Raw genomic sequence first — 14705 nt, 5'->3', positions numbered from 1 at the left:
CAGGTGTGCCCTCACGGTCCCCGAGGCTCCCCGCACTTGTCACCACCGGAAACGTTCAACGGACCCGGACGGCCCTCACCCCTGGCGTCCCGGGGTTCGGGAAGGAATGCCGTCTCGATGGCTCCTAAGGCCAGCGGTACCCGAAAGCGACTGGGTGGACGGTCGATCCGGGCCCGCATCCTGATGATCGGCTGGGTCCCCAGTCTCTCGCTGCTTCTCGTCGGGGTCGTCCTCGCCGGTTACCTGGCCCTCTCGGCCCGGGAGATCCGTGACGGCAACAGCGTGATGGAGACCCAGCTCGGGTCGTCCCGCGCCTTCATCCCCGAGGCCGAACGTGAGGGGCGGCTGAGCGTCGAGTACCTCGCCGACCCGGACGCCTCCAAGACCGAGCTCGACGCCCAGCGCGCCCGCACCGACCAGGTGCTCGCCACGCTGAACGCCGACGCGGTGCTGCTGCAGCAGAACGCCCCGGAGTACCTGAGCCCGGTGTTCGCCGACCTCGGCGAACTGGGGGCGGGCATGGCGGCCATGCGTGCCAGCGTCGACTCCCGCGAGCTGCCGGCCGCCGAGGCCCAGCAGTACTGGAGCAGCTTCGTCAACCTGACGTTCCGCGCGATCTCGCTGATGGCGCGCACCGCGCCCAACGGTGAGTCGTCGGAGCAGGAGCGCCAGGCCGCCGAGCTGATCCGCGTCGTCAACCAGATGTCCCAGGGCAACTCGCTGGCGCTGCTGGCGATGTCGAACGAGGGCCTGACGCCCGAGGAGTACCAGACCTTCGTCAAGACCGGTGGCCTCTACCGGGAGCGGCTGGAGGAGATCGGCTCCACGCTGACCGCCCCGCTGCAGGCCAAGATCACCGCGCTCACCGGCAGCGGCGCCTGGCGCCAGCAGGGTGCGGTGGAGAACGCGGTGCTCGCCGCCGACGCGCTGACCCTGCGCGAGCGCTCCAAGCTGCTCAACGGCGCCGACGTCGCCTCCGTGACCGGGGCGCAGTACACGCTCATGGACAGCGACCCGACGCCGGCCCAGGTCAAGAACAACAACCTGAAGACCGAGCTGCCGATCGCCTCCTCGGCCTGGGAGACGGCCTACAACGACGTCACCGACCAGCTCGTCGACATCGCCATCGAGCAGCTCGCCTACTCCTCCGGCATGGCGGTGGACCTGGCCGAGCGCCGCTACCTGCAGTCGATCGCCGGTGGTCTCGGCCTGGTCGTGTTCGCCGCGATCGTGCTCGCCCTGACCACCCGCGAGTCCAACCGCCTGGGCCGCCGCCTGCGCGGGCTGCGCGACCAGACGCTCGACCTGGCCGACAACCGGCTGCCCGCGCTGGTCTCCGGGCTGCGCACCGGTGACGTCACCGACGAGATGCGCGAGATGCCGAAACTGCAGTTCGGCCGCGACGAGATCGGTGAGGTCGCCAGCGCGTTCAACCACGCGCAGGAGGTCGCCGTCAGCGCCGCCGTGCAGGAGGCCGAGACCCGGGCCGGTCTGCGCGAGGTGTTCCTCAACATCGCCTACCGCAGCCAGGTCATCGTGCACCGGCAGCTCGGCGTGCTGGAGAAGGCCGAGCGGTTCGAGGAGGACCCGGAGCAGATCGAGCTGCTGTTCGAGCTCGACCACCTGGCCACCCGTGCCCGCCGTAACGCCGAGAACCTGGTCATCCTCGGTGGCGGCCAGCCCGGCCGCCGCTGGCGCAACTCGGTCGACCTGCTGCAGGTCGTGCGCTCGTCGATCTCCGAGGCCCAGGACTACGCCCGGGTGTCGATCGGCCGCCTGCCGCGCCTGTCGATCAACGGTGGCGCCGTGGCCGACGTCATCCACCTGCTCGCCGAGCTGGTCGACAACGCCACCTCGTTCTCCCCGCCGATGTCCAAGGTCGAGGTCCGGGGCAACCTGGTCGGCAAGGGCCTGGTGCTCGAGATCGAGGACCAGGGCCTGGGCATCCCGGCCGACAAGCTCGCCGAGCTCAACGAGATGCTCACCAGCGCACCGGACTTCCACGCGCTGACGCTGCGCGAGGAGCCGCGCCTGGGCATGTTCGTGGTGGCCCAGCTGGCCGCCGGCCAGAACATCCGGGTCACGCTCACCCCGTCGCCGGCCTACGGCGGCACCAAGGCCGTCGTGCTCATCCCGGCCGAGCTGTTCGACTCCTCGGGGGTCCTGCCCGGCAGCTCCCAGCCGCTGGCGCTGGACAGCTCCGAGGGCGACGAGAACGGTGCCTCCGCCGCGCCGGGCATGCGCTCGCTCCACGAGCGGATGGCCATCACCGGCGAGATGACCGGCGAGATCTCGGTGGTCCCGGACCGCAACGACCGGGGCGACCGCAACGACCGGACGGACCACCGCCGCCCGGCCGCCCCGGCGCTGTCGGTGGCCCCGGAGGCCCCGCGCTCGGCGACCGGGCCGCTGCAGCGACTCGACCGCTCCGACCGGGGCGACCTCGCCGGCGAGCGGGGTTACGACAGTGGCAGCGACCGTGGACACGACCGTGGGAACGACCGTGGAGGTGCGCAGGTGCACGCCATGCCCCAGCGCGGTGCCGAACCGCGTCCGGCGCTCTACCCGCCGACCTCGCAGGTCCCGCGGATCGACGGCCAGAACGGCCAGAACGGTGGCTTCGGGCAGCCCGGCCCGTCGGTGAACCCGCAGGCCCGGGCCGACTACCTGGCCTCGCGCACCCCGGGCCCGGCCACCGGCGGCCTGCCCCTGCGCACCCCGGGCGCCCCGGCCAACACCGGGTCGATGAACACCGGGTCGATGGGCACCGGCGCCGTGAGCACGCACTCGAAGGCCGCGCCGACCCCGCCCGCCGGGGTCCGGGGCGGACCCGCGACCGGCCCGGCCCCGCGCCCGGCCGGCCGCACCGGACGGCCCGAGCTGCCCCGCCGCACCCGGCAGGCACACCTGTCCGACCGGCTGAAGAACCAGCCGCTGCCCTCCACCGGGGCCATGCCCCAGGGCACCGAGACCACGGGCCCGATGGACCCGGACGCCGCCCGCAACCGGATGGCGGCGTTCCAGCGCGGCACCCAGCGCGGACGCACCGAACGACCGGACGCCTGATCCCCTGACGATCAGCCGGCGGCACTAGGCATCACCAATGAAGAAGGAAGGCGAGAACACTGTTCCCGCGAACCACTGACTGGAAGGCGAGATGACGCAGAACAGCGCGATGGGTGGCCTGGACTGGCTGGTGGAGGACCTCCTCCGCCGGCTCCCGGGCGCGGACCGGGCGATCGTTCTCTCGTCCGACGGCCTGCTCATCGGCCGGTCCAGCAACCTCACCCGTGACGACGGCGAGCACCTGGCGGCGGTGGCCTCCGGCTTCCAGAGCCTGGCCCGCGGCACCGGCCGGCACTTCGGCGGCGGCGGGGTGCGGCAGACGGTCGTCGAGATGGACAACTACTTCCTCGTCGTCACCGCGGCCGGTCAGGGAGCGTGCCTGGCGCTCCTGGCCGACGTGAACGCCGACATGGGCATGGTCGCGTACGAGATGAACCTGCTGGTCAAGCAGGTCGGCACGTACCTCAGCTCGCAGCCGCGCGAGGACGCGGCACCAGGGGTGGGGCCGAGGCCGTGACCCCGGCGGATCAGCACTGGTTCGACGAGGAGGCCGGGCCTCTGGTCCGCCCGTACGCCCTCACCCGCGGGCGCACCACCAGCAAGCAGCGCGACCTCGCGATGATCACGCTGGTGGTGTCCCTGCAGCGGGTCACCCCGCAGCTGGCCGACCAGCTGGAGCCCGAGGGGCTCCAGATCGTCACCATGTGCCAGCACCCCAAGTCCATCGCCGAGGTGTCCGCCGACCTGGGCCTGCCGCTCAGCGTCGTCAAGATCCTCATCGGTGACCTGATCGACCGGCAGCTCCTGATGTTCCGGTCGGCCGTCACCCCCGACATCAACGTCCTTCAGGCGGTTATCAATGGCATACGCCGACTCTGACCCGAACCAGCGGCCCGGGGTGCGCGCGACGGCGGTGAAGCTGCTCATCGCGGGTGGCTTCGGGGTCGGTAAGACCACCATGGTCGGCGCGATCAGCGAGATCCCGCCCCTGCGCACCGAGGAGCTCATCACCGAGCTCAGCCGTGGTGTCGACGACCTCTCCGGCGTCGAGCAGAAGAAGACCACCACGGTCGCGCTCGACTTCGGCCGCATCACCATCAGCCCGGAGCTGGTGCTCTACCTGTTCGGCACACCCGGCCAGGACCGTTTCTGGTTCATGTGGGACGAGCTGGCCGAGGGCGCGATCGGTGCCGTCGTGCTGGCCGACACCCGCCGGCTGGAGAGCTGCTTCCCGGCCGTGGACTTCTTCGAGCGCCGGGGCATCCCGTTCGTCATCGGGGTGAACTGCTTCGAGGGCGACGCCGAGTACACGCCCGACGAGGTCCGGGTGGCCCTCGACATCGACGAGCGGGTACCGGTGGTGCTGGCCGACGTGCGTCAGCGCGCGTCGTGCAAGGAGCTCCTGGTCACGCTGGCCGAGCACGCGATCACGATGGCCACCGCGACCCCGGCCTGACCCCGGCCTGACCGAGGCGCTCCCGTACCGCGCCATCTCCCCGAAGGGCACCTGCCGCACCGGCAGGTGCCCTTCGGCGTTCGAGGGCTCAAGGGCATCAAGGGTGGACGTGGTGGCCGGGCGCCGCCCGTCGTCCCGCCGACGGTGGTGGGAGGGCCCCAGACGGGCCCTGGAGGGCTCTGGCGCCGCCCCGGCGCCCTGACCTGCACTCTCACCGGCACCTCACCGGTACCGCCCCCACACACCCGGCCGACGCGTCCCTCATTGCTCATCGACGCCCTGCTGCCACCTCACGCACTCTCGGGCACGGCGCTTCTGCACCCCTTCGGGTGCGTCGCGGGTGCGTTCAGGAGGGCTGGACGCCACCTGCCCGGGGGACACTCAGTGCGTCGTGGCAGGATCACGCTCAGCGATTCCGGGCGGGAAATTCCAGGTCCGAGCCGATAAACATGCCCGGATGTCGGTTTCAGGGCGCGTTTCGGAGGACATGAATACCAGTATGTCTGGATTAGCCGTTAGTGTCGGCTCCCAGCGATGCCCCGATCATTCTGATCGGTGCTTCGTCGCGACCGGAACCCGGCTGGAAGCTGGCGGGAATGGCGAACGGAACGGCAAGGTGGCCGGGGCTGTGGCGACACGGCCCCCCGCGTTGCCCTCCGGGATACCGACTCGCTAGGTTCGGACCAGATTTCGCGGTCTGCCTGCGCCGATCGGTCAAGAATGATCGGCCGGACGGCCGGAATTGCTCCGGTACGGCTCAACTACCTACTGAGTTCGACGAACAACTGAGGTGACTCAAGTGGCTCTGCCCCCCCTGACTCCCGAGCAGCGGGCCGCCGCCCTGGTGAAGGCGGCCGAGGCTCGGCGTGCTCGTGCCGAGATCAAGAACAGGCTCAAGTACTCGCAGGGCTCACTCGGGGAAGTAATTACCGAGGGGCAGGAGAACGAGGTGATCGGCAAGATGAAGGTGTCGGCGCTTCTCGAGGCTCTTCCCGGCGTGGGCAAGGTGCGTGCCCGACAGATCATGGAAGAGATCGGCATCTCCGAGTCCCGGCGTGTGCGTGGCCTCGGCTCCAACCAGATTGCGGCGCTCGTCAAGCGCTTCGGGAGCTGAAACAGCGGTGATCGGGACGGAGCTGCAGGACCCGTCGGGGGGCGGGTCGGTTCGGCCAGGACGGCTGACGGTACTGGCAGGACCCACAGCGGTGGGAAAGGGAACGGTCGCGGCCGACATCCGCCGCCGCTACGAGCAGATCTGGCTCTCCGTCTCGGTCACCACCCGGCCGCCGCGGCCGGGTGAGCAGGACGGCGTCCATTACTTCTTCGTGGACGACGCGAAGTTCGACGAGCTGATCGCGACCGATCAGCTCCTGGAGTGGGCGGTGGTGCACGGCCGGCACCGGTACGGCACCCCGCGCGCCGCGGTCGAGGAGATCCTCGCCCAGGGCCGGCCGGCCCTGCTGGAGATCGATCTGCAGGGGGCGCGGCAGGTCCGCACCACCATGCCGGGCGCCTTCTTCGTGTTCCTCAAGCCGCCGAGTCTCGACGAGCTGGTCCGCCGGCTGGTCGGCCGGGGCACCGAGGACAGCGAGGAGCGGGCCCGACGCCTGCGCACGGCCGAGGTGGAGATGGCGGCCGAGTCGGAGTTCGACATCGGCATCGTGAACGACGACGTCCGCCGGGCCACCGACGAGCTCGTATCATGGATGGGTCTGACCCCGATCGAGAGCCCGGCCGACCCGGTGAGCTCGGTGGAGTCGAACCACTGATTTCGCGCTCGGCCCGACCGTGTGCTGAGCTGTACGCACCATCTACGCCTGGAGTTCGTGTGTCCGGAACCGTTGCCAGCCCTGAAGGCATCACCAACCCGCCGATCGACGACCTGCTGTCGACCGTCGATTCCAAGTACTCGCTGGTCATCTTCGCCGCCAAGCGCGCGCGTCAGATCAACGCGTACTACTCGCAGCTCGGTGAGGGCCTGCTGGAGTACGTCGGCCCGCTCGTCGAGACGCACGTGCAGGAGAAGCCCCTCTCCGTCGCCATGCGCGAGATCAACGAGGGCCTGCTGACCGCCGAGAAGCACGACTGACCTTCGTTCATGGCAGTGACGGGCCGCCGCATCGTTCTCGGCGTCGGCGGCGGGATCGCCGCCTACAAGGCGTGCCTGCTGCTGCGCCTGTTCAAAGAGGCGGGTCATGACGTCCGGGTGGTCCCGACCCAGGCCGCGCTGACCTTCGTCGGCGCCCCCACCTGGGCGGCCCTCTCCGGGCACCCCGTCTCCCCGTCGGTGTGGGACGACGTGCACGAGGTGCCGCACGTCCGGATCGGCCAGCAGGCCGACCTGGTCGTGGTGGCCCCCACCACCGCCGATCTGCTGGCGAAGGCCGCTCACGGGCTGGCCGACGACCTGCTCACCAACGTGCTGCTCACGGCCCGGTGCCCGGTGGTGCTCGCCCCGGCGATGCACACCGAGATGTGGCTGCACCCGGCCACGGTCGCCAACGTCGCCACCCTGCGCGAGCGGGGCACGCACGTGATCGAGCCCGCCAGCGGCCGGCTGACCGGTGCCGACACCGGTCCGGGCCGGCTGCCCGAGCCGGAAGAGCTGTTCGCCGTGGCTCTGGGGCTGCTGGACCCGGCTCCCTCCGCCGGGAGCCCGGCGCCTGCGAGTTCCGTGGCCGCTGCCGACCCCCCGGTGCCGTCGAACACGTCGGCGGGGAGCGTGGTGCCGGAGATCGCCGCCGCGTCGGCCCCCCGGCGTCCGGGCGACCTCGCCGGCGTGCGCGTCGTCGTCTCCGCCGGCGGCACCCGCGAACCCCTCGACCCCGTCCGCTTCCTGGGCAACCGCAGCTCCGGCCGCCAGGGTGTCGCCCTGGCCCGCGCCGCCCGCGACCGCGGGGCCCGGGTCACGCTCGTCGCCGGGCCGATCGAGGTCCCGGCCCCCGACGGCGTCGAGGTCGTGAGCGTCGAGACCGCCCTGCAGATGCGCGACGCCCTGAGCGGTGCGGCGCCGGCCGCCGACGTCGTGGTGATGGCCGCCGCGGTCGCCGACTTCCGGCCCGCGCAGGTCGCCGGCCACAAGATCAAGAAGAACGCCGATACCGACGACGCACCGGTCGTCACGCTCGTGCGCAACCCCGACATCCTCGCCGGGCTGGTCGCGCGGCGACGTGCCGGGCAGGTCGTGGTCGGTTTCGCGGCCGAGACCGGCGACGACACCGGCACCGCACTCGAGCACGCCACCGCCAAGCTCGCCCGCAAGGGCTGTGATCTGCTGGTGCTGAACGACGTGTCGGCCGGCAAGGTCTTCGGCCGGGCCGACACCGAGGTGACGGTTCTCGCGGCCGACGGCACCGTCACGCCCGTGCCGGCGGGTACCAAGGAAGCGGTCGCCGAGGCCATCTGGGACTCGGTGCGCAAGCTGCTGCCGACGCCCGGCCAATAGTCCGGCCACAGTCCTGGAGACAGGCTGTGCCAGCCGACCTGCCCCTTGTCTACCAGGATGGTTAGAGTAGGCGGCGCGGACGACGCGAGTTCGCCGCCCGTCAACGTTCCATACTTGCCTGCTCGTCATCACACCCTTCGGGAGTGCCGTGTCCGACCGTCTGTTCACCTCTGAGTCCGTCACCGAGGGGCACCCCGACAAGATCTGTGACCAGATCAGTGACGCGATTCTCGACGCTCTTCTGCAGCAGGACCCGGCGTCGCGGGTCGCGGTGGAGACCATGGTCACCACCGGTCTGGTGCACGTGGCCGGTGAGGTCACCACGAAGTCCTACGTCGACATCCCCTCGATCGTGCGCAAGACGATCCTGGACATCGGTTATGACTCCAGCACCAAGGGTTTCGACGGGAACTCGTGTGGCGTCGAGGTCAGCATCGGTGCGCAGTCGCCGGACATCGCGCAGGGCGTCGACACCGCCTACGAGGCGCGGGTCGAGGCCGGGGCCGACCCGCTGGACCTGCAGGGGGCCGGCGACCAGGGCCTGATGTTCGGGTATGCGAACGACGACACGCCCGAGCTGCTGCCGTTGCCGATCTGGCTGGCGCACCGTCTGGCCGAGCGCCTGACCGAGGTCCGTAAGAGCGGCGAGGTCCCGTACCTGCGCCCCGACGGCAAGACCCAGGTCACCATCGCCTACGACGGTGACCGGGCCGTTCGCCTGGACACCGTGGTCGTCTCCAGCCAGCACGCCGCGGACGTCAGCCTGGAGAACCTGCTCCAGCCCGACGTCGTCGACCACGTGATCAAGCCCGTGCTCGACCGCATCGACATCGACACCTCCGACTACCGCCTGCTGGTCAACCCCACGGGCCGGTTCGAGGTCGGTGGCCCGATGGGTGACGCCGGTCTGACCGGCCGCAAGATCATCGTCGACACCTACGGTGGTTTCGCCCGTCACGGTGGTGGCGCGTTCAGCGGCAAGGACCCGTCGAAGGTCGACCGCTCGGCTGCGTACGCGATGCGCTGGGTGGCGAAGAACGTGGTCGCCGCCGGCCTGGCCAAGCGGTGCGAGGTGCAGGTCGCCTACGCGATCGGCAAGGCGCAGCCGGTGGGTCTGTACGTGGAGACGTTCGGCACCGAGACCGTTCCGAACAGCAAGATCACCGAGGCGATCAAGGAGGTCTTCGACCTGCGGCCGGCCGCGATCATCCGTGATCTGGACCTGCTGAAGCCGAAGTACCACCAGACCGCGGCCTACGGTCACTTCGGGCGCAACCTCGAGGGCATGACCTGGGAGCAGACCACCCGCGTCGACGCCCTGAAGTCGTTCATCGGTTAGATGTGAGAGTTGTCCACAGCCCGGCCGTCACCGTGAGAGGTGGCGGCCGGGCTGCTTTAGATTGAGGCTCATGAGCACCGGATCCGACGCCAGCTCCGGCGACCAGCTGGAACTGCTCCGCGCCGCGACCCGTGGCCGCAAGCCCAGACCCCCGGCTGCGGCGGCCGCCGAGCTACCGGTCGCCCGGGTCACGGTCGACGTGCCGTTGCCCCATCTCGACCGGGTGTTCGACTACCTGGTGCCCGAGCCGATGTCCGAGGCCGCGCAGCCCGGGGTGCGGGTGCGGGTGCGTTTCGGTGGGCAGGACATCGAGGGCTACCTGCTCGAGCGGGTGGGGGAGTCGGAGCACCCGGGCAAGCTGGCGCCGTTGCGCAAGGTGGTCTCGCCCGAGCCGGTGCTGTCCCCGGCCGTGCTGCGGTTGTGCCGCCGGGTGGCCGAGCGCTACGCCGGCAACCTCACCGACGTGCTGCGCCTGGCCGTGCCGCCGCGCCACGCCCGGGTCGAGCAGGCCCCGCGGCCCGAGCCCCTGGAACCACTCACTGAGCAGCCGATAACAGGCTGGGAGCAATACCGCGCCGGGCACGCCCTGCTCACCCGCATCGCCGCCGGCGACGCCCCCCGCGCCGTCTGGGCCGCCCTGCCCGGCCGTCACTGGCACGACGACCTGGCCACCGCGATCGAGGTGGCACTGCGTCACGGCCGCGGGTCGCTCGTGGTGCTGCCCGACAAGCGTGACGTCGACGCGCTCGACCGGTCTCTCACGCAACGCCTGGGGGAGGGGCGGCACGCCCGGCTCGAGGCCGATCTCGGGCCCACCACGCGCTACCGCAACTTCCTGGCGGTCTCGCGCGGCGACGTGAAGGTCGCGATCGGCACCCGCGCGGCCGCTTTCGCCCCGGTGCACGACCTGGGCCTGGTCGCGATCTGGGACGACGGCGACGAGATGCACGCCGAGCCCCGCTCTCCCTATCCGCACGCCCGCGAGGTCCTGGCGGTGCGCGCCGAGCTCGAGGGCGCCGCGCTGATCGCGGGCTCCTGGTCGCGTTCGGTCGAGTGTGCCGCCTGGCTGCGGTCCGGATGGGCCCGCCCGGTCGGCGCCGACCGGGCGGTGGTGCGCGACGCGTGGCCCCGCATCCAGGTCGCGGCCACCGCGTTCGGAGGTCGCGACGACCCGTCCGCGCACGGGCGACTGCCCAGCCCGGCCTGGCGGGCGATCAGCGACGGCCTGAAGCAGGGGCCGGTGCTGGTGCAGGTCCCGCGCGCCGGCTATCTGCCCGGCCTGGCCTGCCAGGACTGCCGCCACCCGGCCCGTTGCGAGCACTGTCACGGTCCGCTCGGGTTCCCGGCCCGCCTGAAGAAAGACGAGGCGGGTCTGCCCGAGTGCCGCTGGTGCGGTCGCGTCGCCGCGGCCTGGCGGTGCGGCAGCTGTCAGAGCCGGCGGCTGCGCGCCACCACCGTCGGGGTCGGGCGCACGGCCGAAGAACTGGGGCAGGCCTTCTCCGGCGCCGCCGTGGTGGTGCCGCAGGCCGACGGGCCCACGCCCCACGTGCCGGTCAACGCGCTGGTCGTGTCCACGCCGGGTATCGAGCCGCCGGTCGAGGGCGGCTACGCCGCGGCCGTGCTGCTCGACGCCGGGCGGCTGCTCGAGCGTCCCGACCTGCGGGCGAGCGAAGATGCGCTGCGCCGCTGGCTGGGCGCGGCGGCCCAGGTGCGGCCGCACGGCTCGGTGATCATCGCCGCCGACCCGCAGGCTCCCGCGGTGCAGGCGCTCGTGCGCATCGATCCGGGCACCCAGGCCGAACGGGAGCTCGACGAGCGCACCGAGCTGGGCTTCCCGCCCGCCGTGGTGATGGCCGACGTGACCGGCACCGCGACCGCGGTCAACTCCCTCGTCCGCACCGCGCGGCTCCCCGAGGGCACCCTGACGCTGGGGCCGACGGAGGTGCTCGACGCGTCCCCGGTCGCCGCCGAAGAGCCGAAACCGAAACCGCAGCGCCGCCACATACCCCGCACCCAGACCCTCGCCGGCCTGGAGGAGAGCAGGCCGGCCGAACCCGAGGCGATCGACGAGACCCAGGTGCGCGTGCTGCTGCGGGCACCCCGCCAGGAGCTGGAGAACCTGGCCCGGTGTCTGCACGAGGCCGCCGCGATCCGCAGCTCCCGGCGCGAGCCGGGGGCGACACGCATCCAGCTCAACCCGCTCAACCCGGGGTGAACCTTGGCCTCGGCGAGGCCCGATCCCTCGCCTTCCCGGCACGACGCCCGTAGTGTCGAGGGCAGAGGTGGTGGAGATGGCGGAAGACCGAGCTTTCCGGATCGCCTACGCCCGGGGCATGCGCCTGCTGCTCGGCGCACTTGCCTGCGGGCCGTCGGTGAGCGGCATCGTGGTGAGCGACGAGTCCGTGCGGGTGTGGATGGGCTGGGCCTTCCAGGCCACGATCCCCCGCCACGCGATCGCCGCCGCCGACCTCGAGGAGCGCGCCGTGATCAGCATCGGCGTGCACGGCTGGCGCGGCACCTGGCTGGTCAACGGCACCACCCGGCAACTCGTGCGCATTCAGCTGAACGTCGGTGTGCAGGCCCGGGTGCTGGGCTGGAAGGTGCCGCTGACCACCCTGTTCGTGAGTGTCGAAGACCGCGACGAGTTCGTGCGCCTGATCCGTCCACGCGGCCCGGGCAACGGCAGCCACAGCAAGCAGGCCAAAGCCCGCCGCATCCGGCTGCCCTCGCCGTCACTCAAACCCGGCTACGCACGAGACGCGAACAGCCCCGGCCACTGACCCGGCCACTGACCCGGCCACTGACCCGGCCACTGACCCGGCCACTGACCCGGCCACTGACCCGGCCACTGACCCGGCCACTGACCCGGCCACTCAACCTCGGCCCCGGCCCGACCTGGACACCGAGCCCCAGCCTGGCCGCTCAGCGGGTCGCCTGACCTGGTCGCCTGACCTGGCCGTCCAACCTGGCCGTCCAACCTGGCCGCTGTCCCGGCTGCCCGACGCCGGCCACTGACCTGGTCGCGTGCCCCCGTCGCCCAGCTCCGCCCCACATCGGCGCCGGCACAGGGATACCCGCTATACCGAACCGGTATAGCGGCTACCCCTGTGCCACGACCGGCGAGCGTCCCGCCTCAGTCCGTGCTGAACCTCGCCAGCACCGCCTGCTCCACCACACTCAGCGCCGTGTAGAGCACCACCGACACCGCCGTGAGCACCACGATCGACGCCCACAGATGGTCGTAGCCGAACGCCCCGATGTCCCGCAGGATCTCGCCGCCGATGCCCTTGCCGGTCGCGAGCCACTCCGCCACCAGCGCCCCGATCAGTGCCCCGGGCACGGAGATCCGCATCGCCGCGAACAGCGACGGCAGCGCCCCGGGCAGCGAGACCACCCGCAACTGGGCCAGGCGCCCACCGCCGTAGGCCGCCACCAGGTCACGGGCCAGAGGATTCACCGAGCGCAGCCCGAACACGATCGTGACCAGCGCCGGGAAGAAGACCACGATCCCGGCGATCACGGCCACGCCGGTCGCGCCGCGTCCGAAAACCAGGGTCACGAGCGGGGTCATGGCCACCAGGGGCACCGAGCGCAGCAGCATGGCGACCGGCAGGAAGGCCTGCTCGACACTGCGGAACAGCACGAAGGTCACAGCGGCCAGCAGCGCGGCGAGCAGGCCTCCGGCGAAACCGAGGGACGCGTCGGCGAGGGTCACGAGCAGCGGCTCGGTCACGGCGGCACGGTTCTCGGCCGACGCGGACAGGTAGTCCCAGACCGCGGCCGGGTTCTTGCCGACGAGCGGGTTCACGTCGAACGCGCGCAGGAAGAGCTCCCAGGCCGCGAGCGCGACCACCGCCGACACCAGGAGCGGCGCGAGGGCCCGCACGAGTCTCACGACGTGGCCCACGGCGTGGTGAAACGGGCCAGCAGCGCGAAGAACGCGTAGCCCAGTCCGGCGAGCAGGCCCGTCACCAGTGCCAGTGCCCAGGTACGCGGCACCACGTACTGCTGCTGGGCCACGGTCAGGGCCACGCCGAGTCCGTTGTCGATGCCGCCCAGGTACTCGCCGAGGATCGCGCCGAGCATGGCGGCGGGGGCGGCGATCTTCAGGGCGTTGAGGACGTGCGGCGCGGCGGCGACCAGCCTGACCTTGCGGAGCTGGGCGAACCGTCCGCCGCCGTAGGCCGACACCAGGTCGAGGCTCGCGCGGTCGGCGGCCTTGAGGCCGAGCAGCGAGCCGACGAGCGTGGTGAAGAAGACCGAGAGGGCGGCCAGGAACACGGTGGGCGCGCGGCCGCCGAAGATGACCAGCACGATCGGGCCGATCGCGGTCAGCGGCACGCAGTAGCTGATCACCGCGAGCTGGGTGGCCACGGTCTCCAGCGGAGGCAACAGCAGGGCGAGCGTGGCGACGGCCAGGGCCGCGCCGTTGCCCCAGACGAACCCGAGGGCGGCTCCGCGCAGGGTGATGCCGGCGTTGGTGGCGTACAAGTCCCAGCCGTCGTCGGCCATCTGGGCCAGCACGGCCCACGGGGTGGGTACCGACTCGGGGACGACGGTCAGGGCGAGCACCGACCAGAGGACGAGGAGGAGACCGGTCCCGACCGCGCCACCCAGCCGGCCGGGTCGGGAAGGTGAGTTCACGCGTCCACCATCGACGCACCGCCGGACGCACCGAACAGCAATTCGGAGAGACGATCGGCGATGGCGTGGAACTCGGGCGTGCGCATCATCTCGGGGGTACGGGGACGGGGGAGATCGACGGGGACGACCTCGACGATGCGCCCCGGGCGCGGGCTCATCACGGCGACCACGTCGGAGAGGAACACGGCCTCGTTGACGCCGTGCGTCACCATCAGCGTCGTGGCGGGCTTCTGGGTCCAGATCCGCAGCAGCTCGAGATTCAGCCGCTGGCGGGTCATGTCGTCGAGGGCCCCGAACGGCTCGTCGAGCAGGAGCACCGACGGTTTCACCACCAGCGCCCGCGCGATCGAGACGCGCTGCCGCATGCCGCCGGACAGCTGCGACGGGCGGGCCTTCTCGAATCCCTTCAGCCCGACCAGGTCGACGAGCTCGTCGATGTACGCGTTGTCTGGGGTGATGCCCGAGATCTCCAGGGGCAGGCGGATGTTCGTGCGCACGCTGCGCCAGGGGAGCAGGGCCGCGTCCTGGAAGGCGATGCCCAGGTGGTGCCGGGCGCGCAGCTCGAGCGGCGTCTCGCCGTGCACGAGAACCGATCCGGCGTCGGGCTTCTCGAGCCCGGCCAGGATCCGCAGGATCGTCGACTTACCGCACCCCGACGGACCGAGGAGAGAGACGAACGAGCCCCGGGACGTCCTCAGTCGCACGTCTTCGAGAGCCGCGACCGATCGGCGGCCCATCCGGAAGGTGCGCCCCAG

General features: G+C 71.5%; 14 protein-coding genes. 11 read left to right on the top strand and 3 right to left on the bottom strand.

All coding sequences use genetic code 11. From position 1 onward, the window contains the following. The first annotated feature begins 117 nt into the window (after positions 1-117). The 11 genes from J2S57_RS00180 to J2S57_RS00130 all read left to right on the top strand — a co-directional run bounded on the left by J2S57_RS00180 (position 118) and on the right by J2S57_RS00130 (position 12086). Complete coding sequence (locus J2S57_RS00180; RefSeq protein ID WP_307236554.1) at positions 118-3066, top strand: sensor histidine kinase; 2949 nt, start codon at positions 118-120, stop codon at positions 3064-3066. A 91-nt stretch (positions 3067-3157) separates the two neighbouring features. Beyond that, positions 3158-3583, top strand: a complete 426-nt coding sequence (locus J2S57_RS00175) for a roadblock/LC7 domain-containing protein (RefSeq protein WP_307236552.1) — start codon at positions 3158-3160, stop codon at positions 3581-3583. Further along, positions 3580-3945 (top strand): DUF742 domain-containing protein, encoded by a 366-nt coding sequence (locus tag J2S57_RS00170; protein ID WP_307236549.1) that lies wholly within the window; start codon positions 3580-3582, stop codon positions 3943-3945. The genes J2S57_RS00175 and J2S57_RS00170 overlap by 4 nt, the downstream gene beginning before the upstream one ends. After that, complete coding sequence (locus J2S57_RS00165; RefSeq protein WP_307236546.1) at positions 3926-4522, top strand: GTP-binding protein; 597 nt, start codon at positions 3926-3928, stop codon at positions 4520-4522. The genes J2S57_RS00170 and J2S57_RS00165 overlap by 20 nt, the downstream gene beginning before the upstream one ends. Positions 4523-5321: 799 nt before the next feature. Beyond that, positions 5322-5636 (top strand): integration host factor, actinobacterial type, encoded by a 315-nt coding sequence (gene mihF / locus J2S57_RS00160; protein WP_307236543.1) that lies wholly within the window; start codon positions 5322-5324, stop codon positions 5634-5636. Positions 5637-5658: 22 nt separating this feature from the next. Then, the gene (gene gmk, locus J2S57_RS00155; RefSeq protein WP_370882536.1) at positions 5659-6291 is read left to right on the top strand and encodes a guanylate kinase; all 633 of its coding nucleotides are present in this window, start codon (positions 5659-5661) and stop codon (positions 6289-6291) included. Positions 6292-6350: 59 nt separating this feature from the next. Next, positions 6351-6611, top strand: a complete 261-nt coding sequence (gene rpoZ / locus J2S57_RS00150; protein ID WP_231481587.1) for a DNA-directed RNA polymerase subunit omega — start codon at positions 6351-6353, stop codon at positions 6609-6611. A gap of 9 nt (positions 6612-6620) precedes the next feature. After that, positions 6621-7967 (top strand): bifunctional phosphopantothenoylcysteine decarboxylase/phosphopantothenate synthase, encoded by a 1347-nt coding sequence (locus tag J2S57_RS00145; protein WP_307236537.1) that lies wholly within the window; start codon positions 6621-6623, stop codon positions 7965-7967. Between the two features lie 148 nt (positions 7968-8115). Then, on the top strand, positions 8116-9306 hold the full coding sequence (metK, locus tag J2S57_RS00140) for a methionine adenosyltransferase (protein ID WP_307236534.1): 1191 nt from the start codon (positions 8116-8118) through the stop codon (positions 9304-9306). Positions 9307-9376: 70 nt separating this feature from the next. Then, entirely contained in the window at positions 9377-11521 is a 2145-nt protein-coding gene (locus tag J2S57_RS00135) for a primosomal protein N' (RefSeq protein ID WP_307236532.1), read from the top strand. A gap of 76 nt (positions 11522-11597) precedes the next feature. Further along, a complete protein-coding gene (locus J2S57_RS00130; protein WP_307236529.1) occupies positions 11598-12086 on the top strand; it encodes a hypothetical protein in 489 nt (162 codons plus the stop codon). Between the two features lie 353 nt (positions 12087-12439). Here J2S57_RS00130 and J2S57_RS00125 read toward each other — a convergent pair whose 3' ends face one another. The 3 genes from J2S57_RS00125 to J2S57_RS00115 are packed head-to-tail and all read right to left on the bottom strand — an operon-like array spanning position 12440 to position 14687. Next, entirely contained in the window at positions 12440-13201 is a 762-nt protein-coding gene (locus J2S57_RS00125; protein WP_307236524.1) for an ABC transporter permease, read from the bottom strand. Next, positions 13198-13950 carry an ABC transporter permease gene (locus J2S57_RS00120; RefSeq protein WP_307236521.1) on the bottom strand — a complete coding sequence of 251 codons (753 nt, stop codon included), beginning with the start codon at positions 13948-13950 and terminating at the stop codon, positions 13198-13200. The genes J2S57_RS00125 and J2S57_RS00120 overlap by 4 nt, the downstream gene beginning before the upstream one ends. Continuing rightward, entirely contained in the window at positions 13947-14687 is a 741-nt protein-coding gene (locus J2S57_RS00115) for an ABC transporter ATP-binding protein (RefSeq protein WP_370882535.1), read from the bottom strand. Before J2S57_RS00115 ends, J2S57_RS00120 begins: the two co-directional genes overlap by 4 nt. Positions 14688-14705 lie beyond the last annotated feature (18 nt).

It is taken from the genome of Kineosporia succinea (assembly GCF_030811555.1).
Taxonomy (GTDB): domain Bacteria; phylum Actinomycetota; class Actinomycetes; order Actinomycetales; family Kineosporiaceae; genus Kineosporia; species Kineosporia succinea.
The sequence above is the reverse complement of the archived record's forward strand: the minus strand, read 5'-3'. Positions and strand labels throughout refer to the sequence as shown.

Excerpts from the sequence above, each read along its gene's own strand:
- J2S57_RS00180 (WP_307236554.1), top strand. The coding sequence starts at position 118 with ATGGCTCCTAAGGCCAGCGGTACCCGAAAGCGACTGGGTGGACGGTCG.
- J2S57_RS00175 (WP_307236552.1), top strand. The coding sequence starts at position 3,158 with ATGACGCAGAACAGCGCGATGGGTGGCCTGGACTGGCTGGTGGAGGAC.
- J2S57_RS00165 (WP_307236546.1), top strand. The coding sequence starts at position 3,926 with ATGGCATACGCCGACTCTGACCCGAACCAGCGGCCCGGGGTGCGCGCG.
- J2S57_RS00145 (WP_307236537.1), top strand. The coding sequence starts at position 6,621 with ATGGCAGTGACGGGCCGCCGCATCGTTCTCGGCGTCGGCGGCGGGATC.
- J2S57_RS00135 (WP_307236532.1), top strand. The coding sequence starts at position 9,377 with ATGAGCACCGGATCCGACGCCAGCTCCGGCGACCAGCTGGAACTGCTC.
- J2S57_RS00130 (WP_307236529.1), top strand. The coding sequence starts at position 11,598 with ATGGCGGAAGACCGAGCTTTCCGGATCGCCTACGCCCGGGGCATGCGC.
- J2S57_RS00115 (WP_370882535.1), bottom strand. The coding sequence starts at position 14,687 with ATGGGCCGCCGATCGGTCGCGGCTCTCGAAGACGTGCGACTGAGGACG.